We start from the raw sequence: 13,919 nt of genomic DNA on the forward strand, positions 1-13,919 counted from the left end.
GGAACGCGCACCCGCTGAGTTCGGTCGCCCGAGAACGTGCAATGAGCGCCTTGCGCCCACCCATTTCGCGACAACCCATCCGAGAGGAAACGTCAATGGACCGCCGTTCGTTGATCACCAACGGCAGTGCCGCCGCGTTCGGAGCATTCGCACTGTCCGCTTTCACAAACGGTATCGGGCCCGCTGAGGCCGCCGAGGCGTACCACGAAGGTCACCCGTGGGTCCCGATGCCCGACCCGGCAACCACCTTCGTCCCGAGCCCACCCTTCCCCAAGGGCCTCACCAATGAGGAGCGCCGTCACCTCCAGACGTCCGACACGGCCGACTTCGACGTGTTCAACCACGCCGACTGGCCGCGTTTGGCCGAAAGTCACGCCCCGCACATCCGCGTGCACTGGCCAGACGGCCACTACACCGACGGCCTCGAAAAGCACACGGAAGACATGAAAGCCCTGTTCGCGTGGGCGCCGGACACCAGCATCCACACCCACTACATCCGTGTGGCCACCAACGACCTGAGTGCCTTCGCGGGCGTCATGCAGGGCACGTTCACCCGGCCGATGCCCGACGGCAAGGGTGGCTTCATCAAACCCACCGGCAAGAAGTACTCCATCAACATGGTCACCATCGCTCTGTGGAACAAGCGCGGCACCATGGACGAGGAATTCCTGTACTGGGACAACCTGAACTTCTTCCGGCAGATCGGCATACTCTGACTCGCCGGAGTAACGGCATGCGGGGTTCGAGTGACACATGCAGCACTCGAACCCCGCTTAACCGTTGTGGCGATTTGCTTGTCGCTTGGTGTGGGGTACCACTCGTCCGCTTGTCTGGAGGTAGTGAATCGCTATGTCTGTTCGTCGCAAATCTTTCGCCGTCGCAGCGGCTGTCGCAGCGGCACTCAGTTCAGGTGTGGTGGCCCAGCCCGCTGTGGCCGCCACCCAGTCCGATCCCGGGTACTTCGTGTCGTTCTACTCGGGACGCAATCTCACGGGGACCGAGATCCCGGTCGACTACAAGGTCGTCGACGTATGTGTGAATGTGCCGCAGCGACCCAAGTCCGTTCTGAACATCGCCCCGGTCAACGTCGAGATCTACTTCAACCCCGACTGCGCGAAGGGCCGTCCGGGCCAGACCGGAGACCTCTACTACATCGTGGGCAGCATCCACTCGGGCGACTTCAACGGGTGGGGCGTGGCGAGCTACCGTCTCCGCTCTGAGCTTGGCTGAGCCGTTCCAACGATGAGCTGTCACCGTCCACGGGGACGGTGACAGCTCTATGGGCATCAGAACCTGTCAGGTGTCAAACCGACTCGTTCCATGAGATACGTGCGTGAAGCAGCTGCCCTTTCCAGAACTCCCGCCAAGTCGTGGCCGACCAGCCGGCCGCGCCATTTTCGGATCCGGCCACCCACAAAGACCGCATCGACGTTGCCGCGGTTGGCGAAACCCACCACTGTGGTGAAGGCATTGGTGGCCAACGAGGTGTTGACGTCGGTCGTGCGCAGGAGCACGACATCGGCCTGTTTGCCAGGGGTCAGCGATCCGGTCACGTGGCTCAGGCCGCAGTTGGCCGCGCCGCCAAGCGTGCTGAACTCGAGGACCTGTCGCGGCATCAGCTGAGTTGCCTGCTCTCCTGCGGCCAGGCGGCCGAATGTGTGTCCACGATGGACGGTGACGAGGTGCTGCATCTCGGTGAGCATGTCCGAGACGTAGGTCGTCTCGTTGTCGGTGCTCAATCCCGGAGTGATCTTCGCCTTCAGCGCTTGGTCGACCGGAGGGATCATCTGTCCCAGACCGAAATGCGTGTCCGATCGGGTGCACAGGTTCACCGTCGCTCCCGCGCCACCGATACGTTTCCAGTCATCCCCGGGCAAGGCGAGACAGTGGTTGAACGTGTGCTTCTCCGTCAGCAGACCGGCGGCCGCGAGGTCACCGAGGTTGGTAACGTGTGCGCCCATTTCGGTGGTAACCCATAGATCCTCGTCGCGCGCGTACCGCCAGAGCCGTTCGGTCGGCGCGAGATCCATGAGCCGCATAGTCAGCAGTTGGTCTTCGGACGAGAAGTGACGTTCCCGCAGACGCTCCACGGCGGTCAGCCAGGCCGGTTCGGGCACCGATCCGTCCACAGGAGGGGCCGTGGCGTGCACGGCCCGGATCTTGGCGTCGGCCAGGCCCTGCACCGCGGCGGTCATGTGGTCCAGCGATCGCGCGTTGTGCGAGTTGTCAAGAATGGTGGTGACGCCCCCGTCGAGTGCCATCAGCGCGGCGATCAAGTTGCCGGTGTACATGTCCTCCGGGCGGTAGTGCGGCGCAACTTCTCTGTGTACCAGCTGCATGTAGCCCGGGAAATCAAGTCCCTGGCTGATACCCCGCAGTTGCCCAAGCCAGGCATGCAGGTGAGAGTCGATCAACCCGGGCATGACGATCGCGTGGCGTGCATCGACAACGATGGCGTGCTCACCTGCCCGCGCCTTGAGGTCCACGCCGACTGCGGTGATCCTTCCGTCCTCGATCAGCACGTCGCCGAGCAGGTTCCCGATCGCCGGATCGAGTGTGAGCACAGTGCCGCCAGCGAGCAGGATTCGCCGCCCCGCAGGAACGCGTAGCGCCGCCCCGACTTCGGCGTCACGCTGATCGACGGCGTCCTGCGGGTGGGAAACGGTCACTGATATCTCCTGTCGTTAGGCGACTTTGATCGCCACACTGGACAGAGTGCGCACCCTGCCGCGGATGCGGTGCGGCCGATCGAGTTCCGCACTCCACACACACACACACACACCCGCAGAATGCCTCAACACCTCTGCCGTTCGAACCCGGGAAACCCCGGGACCCAATGGCGCGAGCCGGCAGGTTTCCTGGACTGGTTTGCGCGATCGATCGCACATCGGGGGAGAGCAAGGCGTTGGCCGGGGGTACACCACCGGTGTTACGGAAGGTCATCTCGAACCGTCGACCACGTAAGGTGACTCGGCGTCAACGTCGCCACATGGTAGGAACCCGGCTTCCACGAGAGCATCGGCGAGCCGATCACTCAAGGGATCGCACGACCCAGCGGAGCGAGTCGCATAGGCCCGCCTGAGCCGCGCAGCGGGCTGGCCGCGGTTCGTGCACGCCGGACGGAGGTCAGGTGGTGGTGGGACCGGTGAGCTGCCAGGCGCTTTGCCAGACCCAATCGTTGTGTGCGTTGATCGTGATGTTCAGCAATGCCAGCTCTTCCAGCGAACGAGCCATGCGCAGACCGCCCACATCGATGGGGCGGAAGCCCAGCGACGCCAGCAGTTCGGCGACGGTTGCCTTAGCGGACTCGTCGTTGCCTGCGTAGAAGCCATCCAGTGGTTGGCCGTCTTCGCTGGTGTTGGTCAACCGGGAGGCGAACACGGTGTTGAATGCTTTGACCACGTGAGCGCGCGGCGCGGCGGCGGCCAAAGCCTCGGCGTGGCTGGTGCCGGAGGTGGTCAGGTCGCTGTAGGACTCGTTCAACGGGTTGGTGGCATCGATGACGACTTTGCCAGCGACGGTGTCGCCGAGCTGGTCGAGCACGTCGGCGGCGGCAGCCGCCGGTACGGCCAGCACCACCACGTCCGCGTCGACAGCGGCTTCAGCTGGGGTTTCTGCCGCCGTGGCGCCGGTGTCCGCGGCGAGCTTGACCGCGTGTTCGTGGGTGGCTGCCACAACGCTGACCTGATGTCCGGTTGCGGCAGCCGCCGTGGCAAGGCCGCCGCCGACGTTGCCCGTTCCGATGATGGCGATGCGCATGAAGGTGTCCTCCTTGTTCGAATTACTTTAAGCTTGAACTAAAGATATCCTCGTTTTGTTCAAGCGTCAAGTAAAACGGGCTGTGGCGCACGACTCGGCCGACAGTGGAATACCCGGGGATGGTCGCTGGCTTGGCTGCGAGCGAACGCTTGGCTCGATCCGCCAGTACAGGGGGATGCCGGCGGCGGCATACGCGGCGGGTTTCTCCAGCCGGTCGGTTTGACGGTGGAGGGGGAGACGACTTCGGCGACGAGGGTGCAGACGACGATGTCAGGGATGTAGCCGAGTTGGCCGACGCGGACACCGACGGCGGTGACTGACCGGCGCGGATGTCATTTCGGCAAGCGCAGGGCCAGAAGGTGGGCGGAGATGCCCACTGGCACGCCTTCTCGGTCGATCCGCGCACTCCCGTCGGCGGCGCGGTCACGCCGCCGCGGATCATCAACCGGACGGTGTTCCCCGCACCGGTGCGGTATTCGGGGATGCCGCTGCCGCGGTGGTGGGCTGTCGAGGACGGGCGTACGAACTTCGCGCGGTCCGCCCGGACAGCACCGACCTCGCGCGACTGATATTTCTGGAGTTCGCGCTGGTCTACAGCAACGACTGGTTCCAGGTGCCGTGCGACCTCCCCGCGGGCACCGTCGCGACGATGCGGGGCCTCACCATTACCGACGTGTTCGGTGAGCAGCTGTTGAGCGGTGCGCCCAGCGCCCGTGCCACCTTGAACGCCATAGGCACACCGCCGCGGGGCAGGGCCGCCACGACGACATCCCGGCCCGCCCGCAACAGCAGGGCCGCCGGCCCCTATCACGGTGGGTCCAGCCAAGGGGTCTCGGTGTAGCCGCGCACCTCGTGGCACGGGATGACGACGTACGACATGAGTGGCTTGGGGGCGCCACGAACCACCACAGCGCTCTTGGCCGGGTTGTCCGCGCACCACTGTGTCGCCTGGCGGAGCTGGTCAGTCCACTGTGGAGCGTCGTGGCGGTAGGTCTGTGCCGAACGGTAGTTGACCGCGGCCACCGCGAGCAGCAGTGCGCAGAGCGCGGCCAGTGGACTGCTTGCGAGACGACTCCGTCCGGCCGCGGGCGGCAGCAACACGACGAGCGCGGCGATCAGCAGCTGAGCCGGGATCGTGGTGTACCGCTGTGAGATCGAACCGTTGATCATGATCTGCAGCGCGAGCAGGCCCACTGCGTGCACTCCCAGCGCCGCCGAGAGCAGCCATGCCGGGCTCAGTGCGCCACGCCGGGCACCGAGGACGGCCGCCGCGACCACCAGCCCCACGATGGCCCAGGCCAGCGCGACCACCCCGATGGTGGGCACGAAGGCGGCGACGAGGCTCGGGTCGGGGTGTCCGCTCCTGGTGCCGAGCAACGCCTGCGGCAGTGCCCAGTCGGCGAACCGCAGCAGCGCCCATCCGGGGTCGAGCCGCATGGAGTTGTCGCGCGGGATCCGGCCGAGGCTGGTCGTCGCGGCGGCCACCTGCAGGGCGCTGCCGGCGACCACCAGGGCGAACATGACGGTGCTGAGCCGGTCGCGCCGTAGGCACAAGCGCGTTATCGCGAGTGGTAGGTAACCGACGATCAGCGCGGTGCTGACGGCGGTCAGGCCGACTGTGGTGAGCGCGCCGGCCCGGCCCGCCCGGCTGGACGGCGTCCACAGCAGTACCCAGAACAGCGCGTACAGAGCGAAGAAGTGCAGGCACACCGGCCGGTTGTAGATCTCCGAGTACATGTTCTCGGCGACGGGCACCAGCAGCAGCGGAGCCGCGACTGCGACCCTGGCCCACCGGTTGCGGACATGGGCGCCCGCGGCGACGTACACCTGGACGGCTAGCAGCCCGCAGATCACCGCGGACCCGATCGACAGCACCGCGGCCGCCCAGCTGATCGGGAAGAACGTCGCCAGTTCGCCGAGCAGCCGCGGGCCGATCACGAAATAGCCCTGAACCGGTGTCAGCACCGCTTTCGCGCCGGACGTGTCGAGGGCGTCGCTGAGGATGTCGCGGGCGTCCTCCTCGAAGACCGACTGCAACGGCCCCGTTCCCGAGGTGCGCAACAGGCTCACCACGGTCGCGGCCAGGACGGCGAGCAGGCCGAGCAGCAACCCCTTCCTGGTCGCGGCCCGGCCGCTGTCCGCGCCGGGGAACAGTCGCGACATCGCCGCGAAGACGCGCGCGGACGGCGGCGCCGATGGGTGTTTCGATCTTTCGTGGACGTCATCGCTGGTTGTGTCGACGGCAGTCGTCACGCTGATCAATTTCCTTCGTATGGCGGGCGGGTCGCTATTGCTTTCGGTCGAATTACCCGGGCAGCGGTGGTCATCCCGCGTGCTCACCGTGAACAATGCGGGAAATGCGGCGTAGCCTAGCCTGCCGCCGTCACCGGATATGACGGTGGTGCGAATACCGCAAATATGCGGGTTGTGTGGTGAACAGTGGTGGCGAGTTGCCTGTGAATTGACGTTTGATGGCAACCGGGATAAATAGTGGCCAATAAGATGACATGATCGTTACCGGGGTGTGCTGGAGCGTCTCGTCGATGCCGTGTCCAGAATCGTCCACAGGTCGTCGGGCAGCTGGCCGAAGACGGTGTCGAGCTGGCCGGGGGGAATAGCTCCCGCATGGCGCCGGTGACCGCCGCGGCTGTCGCCCGCACCTCGGCCGCCGGGATCCAAGCTTCCTGCTGGAACCGGAGCAGGTACCCCTCGGCGTGCATCCGGTCCGGCACCCGGCTGGGCCGCCAGCCGTCGTAGAACACGCCGCGCAACAGCTCCGGCAGTGGGGCGGCCAGATGGGCCGCGCTGTTGACCGGCAGCCGGTCCCGCAGTAAGTGCATCCACGTCCGCACCACCCGGTAGGTCTGGTGCATATCGTCGATGTCCAGCCAATCGGCCACCACGCGCAACCATTGGTACGCCGTGCGCTCCGCGTGCTCCAACGGCCCGGCCATCCGCCCGGAGAAACACCGGGCCGAGCATTTGTGGCCATCAGATGTTCCGGACAGGGTCCAAGGACTCTGTTAACGCTCCGCCACGTTTGTGCGAAATGGGGGAGTCGCCGCTGGGAAAATTGCCGATCAAATGTGCCGTGGGGGGCGAACGGCCTATCGGAGTGGGTCGCCTGCCACTACAGCGTTGCGGTACCGTGAGTGATCGTCGGTGGTGATCCGGGAAGTCCGACCGATGCGCCGGGCGCCGCTGCGAATCGTGCACGTGTGCCTGCCGATGCCCGGGCAGTCCCCGCCGGACATGCCGCCGTCGATGACCGACATGCTGGTCGCGGCGGGCAACCACTGGCTGACCGAGGCGGTCGGCGAGGCGTGGCGGATCTGGGGCGACGTGACCGACCATCGGTCTGCTCCGGGACGACCGGCAGGTCGTCACCGATCGCCGCGCGCGCCCGCAGTTCCAGCTGGATGTCGCGCCGATGCCCGGGCAGCGGGGCGAACGAGTAGGTAGTCCCGCGCTTTGAACAGGTACACCAAGCCGAGCCTGCGCCCGCCGGGCGCGGCGAACACCACGACAGTGCACAGCAGCGCCGCACCGAAACCGGCGTCGACGAGCGTGATGTTGGCGGTGTGCAGGGTGGCCACCAGCGCTGGCACGTCCACTATGGACTGACGACAGACGGCCCAGCTGAACCCGTACTCGTCGCGGGTCAGGATGGAATCCATTGTGCGGTCGAGCGTCAGCACCTCCTGAATGTCCTGAATGGACTGATCGGTACCTTCGGCAGCCTTGAAACACACCGCGCCCACGCCGGTCGACGCCGCCAGAGACTCCACGGCCCCGGGGATGGCGAACAGGACGTCGAGGTTGGGCTCGATCGGTGCGGTACGGCCGAGCAGCGTGTCGATGAAGCACATGTCGTCAGACCTCCTTGCCCAGCTGGGCCGACAGCCGGGTCAGCTGGGCAAGGCGTCGCAGCTGAGTCGAGTCAGGATCTCCTCGGCCTGACCCACCAGCACCGTCTGACGGCTGAGCATGTCGCGGCCATGCTGGCGGACGCGGTGGCGTTGGTGGTCGCCATCGCCGTATGGGGTGGCGTCAGGTGGACCGATCGTGCGATCGCGGTGGTGCCTCTGTTCGCCTTCGTGGCGCTGGTCCATGCGGTGCAGCTGTACCGGGTCGCGGTGCGTTCGACGACACCGCCATCACGATCACCCGGCCGTGGCGGCGCCGGCGGATCGAGTGGGCCGACGTGGCCGGGTTGGCCCGGCACGGTTTCCCAGCGCCCGAACCCTTCGCGCAGCGTTACCGCTCGCCCGCGAACACACCGGACGAATGGATGCGGGCCGTCGCCGAGGACATGATCCGTTCCCGCGACGACGAAACGCGACCCTGATGTCGTCGATGTGCGCTTGCCGGAAACTTCATCCCTGCTGATCGCCCTCACTCCTTCGCCGCGCTGCTGTGACTCGATCCAAAGTGGATACGCCGGCCTGGCCAGCTGCACTCCTCACCGTCATGACCGGCGCATGCCACTTCTGCGAGCATTCCTTCCCTGACACAGATATTGGGTGTGCTCAACTCCTCGCTGTTATCTCAGCGCGGCGCGAAGTCGCCGGTCACGGTTCCCGTGCGGAACGACTTCCATGAGCCTTGACTGTTCGGGTCGAAGTACGAGACGACGACGAAGAAACTCTCCTGGGCGCCCCGCGCGGTGTTGATGTTGAGGCTGGCGCGGGACAGGTCGTTGGCGTCCAGACCCAGTTCGAAACCGACCGGGTCTGCCCTCGGGAAGCCCGGCCTGACCGCCATGCTGGCGATGAACCTGGTCTGTTCGCCGTTGCCGTTGGTGAACCAGAGCTGCGCCTGGGCGTTGAGGCCGCCGATGTCCACGATCTCCTGGGCGTAGCGCTGGGGCATTTTCGCGTCCAGCCCGACGTGCGCGTTCATCACGTTCACCTGGGGCTCGTCGAAGTTGAGGCACGCGTTGAACGTCACGAAGTCGAAGTTGCACGCCATGTCGGTGACGGCCGCGGACGCCGGGGCAGCCGCCTGGGGCAGCACCAGGGCGCCGGCGATCGCCAACGCGGCAAGCAGACGCGGTAGTTTCATTTCTTTTCCTTTCGTTGTCGCGAGGTGGATGCTGCGGAATCTCTCGGATCGAGATGATCAGATGCGCGAGACAGGCGATCTGGATCGGCCGCTCACCCATGTGCCGGATACCGTGATGCCCGGCGGCGGTGGCTCCTTCTCGGGCGGCTGCCCCAGAGCGATGGCGCCGGGCGGGTCTGGAGCGGGCGGGCCACCCGGACCTTTGAACGTCCCCAAGGCGATCGTGGCTCCGCCGATTGCGGGCTGCTGAGCGGCCGGAAATGTCGTACTGGTGATCAGTCCCCCGGCGAACGCTAAGGCAGCCAACGTAAGGGCGAGTCGCATGGAGGGTCTCCTTGTAGTGGGCAACTGGTGGTCATCGTGCCGAGTCCTCGCCGAGAGACAACGGGATTCCGAACACCGCCGAACGCGGCCGGAGATCGGGCAGAACCAGTCCAATGGCTGGCGTGGAACTTCTGATCACGTGCGGCCAGCCCTTAGGCTGCCCGGGGTGGGAGACATGGGGAGTGTCGCCGACCTGGCCCGGCTGCTCAGGCATTTGCGACGGCAGCAGGCGCGGCAGCGGGGTGAGCGGGAGCTGACCTACCGGGAGATCGCGGCGCGGACCGGTTGGGCTGTATCGACGGTGAGCGATTACTTCACCGGCCGGACCCTGCCGCCGACTGACCGGTTCGACGTTCTGGTCCGGCTGCTGGAGGCCTCGCGCGACGAGCAGGGTGCGCTGGCCACCGCCCGGGACCAGGTGGAGGAACGCCGCCGGCAAGCGGTGAAGCCGGTCTCGAACCGGCCCCGCGCACGGCCGGCGGTGCGGCTGAAACGGGCGCCGACCGTGGGACGGGACGGTGAGCTGGACCTGCTCGGCCAGGCGGTCACCAAGGCGCGGCAGGGACGCGGCGGCGCCGTGTTCATCCTGGGCGAAGCGGGCATCGGCAAGACCCGGCTGCTGCGGGAGGCCGAGCGGGCCGCGATCGCGGCGGGTGCCGTGGTGCTGCGAGGACGGGCGAGCAGCCCGTCGGCGCAGTTCCGGCTACTGGCCGAGGCGTTGTTCTCGGTGCTGCGCCGGCCTGGCGTGCCGGACGATCCCAGGCTCGCGCCCTATCGGGCGACGCTGTCGCGGCTGGTGCCGGAGTGGCGGGTGCGACGCCTGCCCGGCGCGGACGACTCCCTGCCGGTGCTGGCCGAGGGCGTGCTACGGCTGTGCGGGCGGTTCGGCCGTGCCGGTGGATGTGTTGTGCTGCTTGACGATCTGCACGAGGCCGACGAGGACACCCTTGCCGTGGTGGATTATCTGGCGGACAACGTGGCCGGCGAGGGTGTGCTCGTGGTCGGCACGATCCGCCCGGGGCCCGGCACGGCGGTGACCCTGGTGCGACAGGCCGGGCGCCGTGGCGTCGCCACGGTTCATGGACTGTCGCGTTTGGACGACGAGGCGGTGTGTGAGCTGGCCGCCGGGTGTCTGGAGGTCACGCCGGCAGTCGTGCCCGGGGATGTGCTGCGCGAACTGGCCGACGCCGAGGGGAATCCCTTCTACGTTGAGGAGTTGCTGGCCGGCATGGTCGGCACGGGCCGGGTGGTCCGGTCCGGCGACGGCTGGTCCTCGCGGCCCGTGCCAGTGCGTGCCGGTGTGCCCGAGCCGGTCCGGGCCAGCGTGCTCGGCCGGGTGACCCACCTCGGGCCGCTCGGGGTGCGGGTGCTGCGGTCGGCGGCCCTGCTCGGTGATCGGTTTCGCGGGACGCTGGTCGGCGCCGTCGCCATGGTCGGGTTGGATGACGTGCTGACCGTGCTACGTGCCGCCGTCGACGCTCACCTCGTCGTGGTGGACGCCGGCTCCGGCGACTACGCGTTCCGGCATGCCTTGACTGCGGAAGCGTTGCGGTCCGGGCTGCTGCCCGAGGAGCGTGTCCTGCTGTCCGTGCGCGCCGCGCGGGCCATCGAGGCCGCCTACCCGGAGCTGCCCGCCCCCTGGTGCGTGCTGGCCGGACAGATGTGGGAGCTGGCCGGGGAGAAGGGCCGTGCGGCCGCGTTGTTCGGCATGGCCGGCCGGCGGGCCACCGTCGAGGGCGCGGTGAACACCGCGATCACCTTGCTGGAGCGGGGTCTCACGCTGCTTCAGCAGGACGGGCGCCGCCTGCCGGCCGGCGCGGCCGAACTGCTGGAGACACTGCTGGACGTGCTCATCGTGGCCGGCCGGTTCGGCCGTGCGATCGAGCTAGGCGCCCGGCTCGACACGCAGGCCGATCCGGAGCGCCGCGCGTCCGTCCACTTGAGACTGGCCAGGGCGGCGGCCGCCGGTGGGCAGTGGGAGACCGGGCAGCGGGAACTGGAGCTGGTTGGGTCGCTGATCGGTCCGGCACCCGGGCCGCCGATGGTTGCGTGGATGGACGCTGTCGCCGCGCAGGTGGCCTTCGCCGACCCGGCGCCCGGCCGGTTGGCCCAGGCCGAGGAACTGGCCGGCAGGGCGCTGCGGGCAGCCGAAAGCGTTCCGTTGCCGGAAATCGCCTGTGAGTCGCTGGAGGTGCTCGGCATCTGCGCACGGGTGCGTGACTTCGACGAGTCCGATGTGCTGTTCGACCGCGCACTCGACCTGGCCGTCCGGCACGATCTCGCGCTGCCACGCATCCGGCTGCTGTTCCACCTCGGCGCGCAGGCCGCGATCCGCGACGCCGACCCCGTTCGGCTCACCGAAGCCAGGAACACCGCGCTGGCGTCGGGTGCCGTCGTCACCGCACTGGACATCGCCGCGGAGCTGGCCATGTTCCACCTGACCCGCGCCGAATACGACGATGCGGAACGTCATGCCCGCGACTGCGCGGACACCGCACAGCGCCTTCATCTGGACGAGATGCTGCTTGTCGCGCTCGGCATACGGGTCTGCGTGGCCGCCCACCGCGGCCGCCGCACCGAGATGACCAAGCTGCACGCGGAGTTCGGCCGGCTCGGTGGGCACAACTGTGAATGGGCCCCGGTGGTGTCGGGCCTCGGGCTGGCGTTCTGCTCGCTGCTGGAGGAAGACGCCGAGCGTGCCCTGACCGAGGCCAACCAAGCGGCCAAGGCAGAGGCGAACCGGCCGCCGCAGTACGTGTCCTACACCCCGGGACCGCGGTTGTTCCTCGCCGTCCTGGCCGGAGACGCGGGTCGCACGGAACACCAGGACCTGGTGGCGTCGGCCAGCGGGCACGCCAGGTGGAACCGGCAGTACCTCGCCCCCGCCGCCGCGGTGCTGGCCGGACGGGATGGCGATCCGGATGCCGCGCACGCCGCGGTACGAGACTTCCAGGAGGCGTCCCAGCCCTACCCGCTCGCCGCTCACCTGGGACTGCGACTGCTGGCCGAGGCCGCCATCGACGACGGCTGGGGACAGCCGGGACCATGGTTGCGCACGGCCGAGGCATACTTCCACACCACTGGCGTGGCGAGGGTCGCCACGGCCTGCCGTCAGCTGCTGCGCCGCGCCGGCGAGCCGGTCCCGCAGCGGCGTCGCGGTACCGACGCCGTTCCACCGCGATTGCGGCAGGCCGGGGTCACCGCACGCGAGTACGAGGTTCTCACCCTGATCGCCGCTCGGCTGAGCAACCGGGAGATTGGGGAACGGCTCTTCCTGTCGCCACGAACCGTCGAGACGCACGTGGCGAACCTGCTGGCCAAGATCGGTGCGGCGAACCGCGCCGAACTGGCCCGTGAATCTCCGTAGCGCGGCGCACGAATCTCCGTGGCGATCTGGCAGCGCCAGTGCGGAAAGGCGGCCAGAATCGGGGGCACTGAGAGGGGAAATCATGGATCGTAGGAGAAAACTCCGTAGTTGCGCGCTCGCGTTCGCGCTCATCGCGACGATGCCGCCCACACCCGCTGCCGCTGAGAGCACGTGGCGGCTCGATGCCCGGATGCCCGCCGACGGCCCGGCTGAGCTGACTGCGGTCGACGTGGTCCCGGCACAGACCTGGGTGGGTGGTACCCAGGAGAGCCCCCGGACTGGCAAGGCCGAGCCGATCGTCGGCCTCTGGGACGGCCGCACCCTGGCTCGCATTCCCAGCCCGGCCTCCGATCCGGCACGCGACGTGCGCCTGGCGGGACTTGCCGTCGTCGGCGATGAGGTACTGGCCGTGGCCAACTCGACCAACGAGACCGGCGTCACCCAACCCGTAATCCAGCGATACAGCCGAATCCAGCTGGGACAGAGTGACGTGTTACCCACTCCGGCCGTCGAGGCGTACGGCGAGCTGAATGCGGTCGTGGCGCTGCCCGATCGCCGGGCGCTGACGGTCGGCGCCACGGGACCGGACGCGGCGTCCACTCGATCCCTGATCCTCGAACAGAACGAGGACCATGACGGTTGGCACAGGATCCCCAGCGCCAGCCCCGGCACCGGAACAAACCAGCTCAACGCGGTAACAGACTCCGGATGGGCGGCCGGCCACTACACGCGGCCCGATGAGCGCGGCCGGTCCCACCCCCTCGTCCTGCACGACGAGGGTGGTGGCGCGGGCTGGACACAGGTCAGCGTCCCCGATCCGGGTCCGGAGCTCACCGAGCTCACCGGCATCGCCGTCCGTGCGAGCGGTGACGTCTTCGTCGCCGGCTGGACCGGCTCCGTCGACGATCCAGAGCACCGGTCAGCTGTTGCCATGCACTGGACCCGGGGAACCTGGGAGATGCTCCGGCCGGCGAACCTCATGATGACCCAGTTCAACGACGTGACCGCGAACTCAGACGGGACAGTCACGTTCGCCGGATACACCGTGATCGGCGTCGACGAGGTCGTCGGCCTGGAGACGTGGACCGGCTCCCAACAGTTGGGGGCCGTCCCGGTTGTCAAGCCGCCGACGCCACCCCACTCCGGCTCCGAATACCCCGCGAGCGGTGCCAACGCCATAGACGCCGGTCCGGCCGGCAGCGCACCGTGCGCCGTCGGCTGGCTGCGGCAGCCGGGTCTGGCTCAGGGCATGATCGCCCGCCCCTCCTAGTGCCGCATCAAGCAACGTTGGGTAGGTAATCGGGTCTGCGGGATCTTGGAGTCGGCCGCGAAGTGTCGTTTCGGGGTGGCGTGCTTGTTGACCCAGCGGATGTAGCGATCGCTGTCTCTTGGGCGGTGTGGGACG

Annotated in this window: 11 protein-coding genes; 5 read left to right on the top strand and 6 right to left on the bottom strand. The window is 67.8% G+C overall.

Going from position 1 to position 13,919, the window contains the following annotated elements; all coding sequences use genetic code 11:
• Window positions 1-95: 95 nt before the first annotated feature.
• Window positions 96-716, top strand: coding sequence for an ester cyclase (locus tag AB0J95_RS49770; protein ID WP_364773636.1), 621 nt, complete (start codon window positions 96-98; stop codon window positions 714-716).
• 199 nt (window positions 717-915) lie between these two features.
• Window positions 916-1,230, top strand: coding sequence for a hypothetical protein (locus tag AB0J95_RS49775; RefSeq protein WP_364773637.1), 315 nt, complete (start codon window positions 916-918; stop codon window positions 1,228-1,230).
• 56 nt (window positions 1,231-1,286) lie between these two features.
• Here the strand turns inward: AB0J95_RS49775 and AB0J95_RS49780 are convergent, their stop codons facing one another.
• Window positions 1,287-2,669, bottom strand: a complete 1,383-nt coding sequence (locus AB0J95_RS49780; protein WP_364773638.1) for an amidohydrolase family protein — start codon at window positions 2,667-2,669, stop codon at window positions 1,287-1,289.
• 457 nt (window positions 2,670-3,126) lie between these two features.
• Window positions 3,127-3,759, bottom strand: coding sequence for an NAD(P)-binding domain-containing protein (locus tag AB0J95_RS49785; RefSeq protein ID WP_364773639.1), 633 nt, complete (start codon window positions 3,757-3,759; stop codon window positions 3,127-3,129).
• A gap of 329 nt (window positions 3,760-4,088) precedes the next feature.
• Between AB0J95_RS49785 and AB0J95_RS49790 the strand changes: the two genes are divergently transcribed.
• Complete coding sequence (locus AB0J95_RS49790; RefSeq protein WP_364773640.1) at window positions 4,089-4,328, top strand: hypothetical protein; 240 nt, start codon at window positions 4,089-4,091, stop codon at window positions 4,326-4,328.
• Between the two features lie 238 nt (window positions 4,329-4,566).
• Here AB0J95_RS49790 and AB0J95_RS49795 read toward each other — a convergent pair whose 3' ends face one another.
• From AB0J95_RS49795 to AB0J95_RS49810, 4 genes are all read right to left on the bottom strand, one after another.
• Window positions 4,567-5,922 (bottom strand): hypothetical protein, encoded by a 1,356-nt coding sequence (locus AB0J95_RS49795; RefSeq protein WP_364773642.1) that lies wholly within the window; start codon window positions 5,920-5,922, stop codon window positions 4,567-4,569.
• A gap of 206 nt (window positions 5,923-6,128) precedes the next feature.
• Window positions 6,129-6,659 carry a DUF2267 domain-containing protein gene (locus AB0J95_RS49800; protein WP_364773644.1) on the bottom strand — a complete coding sequence of 177 codons (531 nt, stop codon included), beginning with the start codon at window positions 6,657-6,659 and terminating at the stop codon, window positions 6,129-6,131.
• 483 nt (window positions 6,660-7,142) lie between these two features.
• Window positions 7,143-7,628 carry a hypothetical protein gene (locus tag AB0J95_RS49805; protein ID WP_364773646.1) on the bottom strand — a complete coding sequence of 162 codons (486 nt, stop codon included), beginning with the start codon at window positions 7,626-7,628 and terminating at the stop codon, window positions 7,143-7,145.
• A gap of 679 nt (window positions 7,629-8,307) precedes the next feature.
• A complete protein-coding gene (locus tag AB0J95_RS49810) occupies window positions 8,308-8,823 on the bottom strand; it encodes a hypothetical protein (protein ID WP_364773648.1) in 516 nt (171 codons plus the stop codon).
• A 499-nt stretch (window positions 8,824-9,322) separates the two neighbouring features.
• Between AB0J95_RS49810 and AB0J95_RS49815 the strand changes: the two genes are divergently transcribed.
• Window positions 9,323-12,514, top strand: coding sequence for an AAA family ATPase (locus AB0J95_RS49815; RefSeq protein ID WP_364773649.1), 3,192 nt, complete (start codon window positions 9,323-9,325; stop codon window positions 12,512-12,514).
• Between the two features lie 82 nt (window positions 12,515-12,596).
• Window positions 12,597-13,784, top strand: a complete 1,188-nt coding sequence (locus AB0J95_RS49820) for a hypothetical protein (RefSeq protein ID WP_364773651.1) — start codon at window positions 12,597-12,599, stop codon at window positions 13,782-13,784.
• Window positions 13,785-13,919: the final 135 nt, after the last annotated feature.

The organism is Actinocrispum sp. NPDC049592, from assembly GCF_040675465.1.
Taxonomy (GTDB): Bacteria; Actinomycetota; Actinomycetes; order Mycobacteriales; family Pseudonocardiaceae; genus Kibdelosporangium.

Bases quoted from the DNA above. Each gene is read 5' to 3' on its own strand.
- AB0J95_RS49805 (WP_364773646.1), bottom strand. From the start codon at position 7,628: ATGTGCTTCATCGACACGCTGCTCGGCCGTACCGCACCGATCGAGCCC.
- AB0J95_RS49820 (WP_364773651.1), top strand. From the start codon at position 12,597: ATGGATCGTAGGAGAAAACTCCGTAGTTGCGCGCTCGCGTTCGCGCTC.
- AB0J95_RS49795 (WP_364773642.1), bottom strand. From the start codon at position 5,922: ATGTCGCGACTGTTCCCCGGCGCGGACAGCGGCCGGGCCGCGACCAGG.
- AB0J95_RS49785 (WP_364773639.1), bottom strand. From the start codon at position 3,759: ATGCGCATCGCCATCATCGGAACGGGCAACGTCGGCGGCGGCCTTGCC.
- AB0J95_RS49810 (WP_364773648.1), bottom strand. From the start codon at position 8,823: ATGAAACTACCGCGTCTGCTTGCCGCGTTGGCGATCGCCGGCGCCCTG.
- AB0J95_RS49815 (WP_364773649.1), top strand. From the start codon at position 9,323: ATGGGGAGTGTCGCCGACCTGGCCCGGCTGCTCAGGCATTTGCGACGG.
- AB0J95_RS49770 (WP_364773636.1), top strand. From the start codon at position 96: ATGGACCGCCGTTCGTTGATCACCAACGGCAGTGCCGCCGCGTTCGGA.
- AB0J95_RS49790 (WP_364773640.1), top strand. From the start codon at position 4,089: ATGTCATTTCGGCAAGCGCAGGGCCAGAAGGTGGGCGGAGATGCCCAC.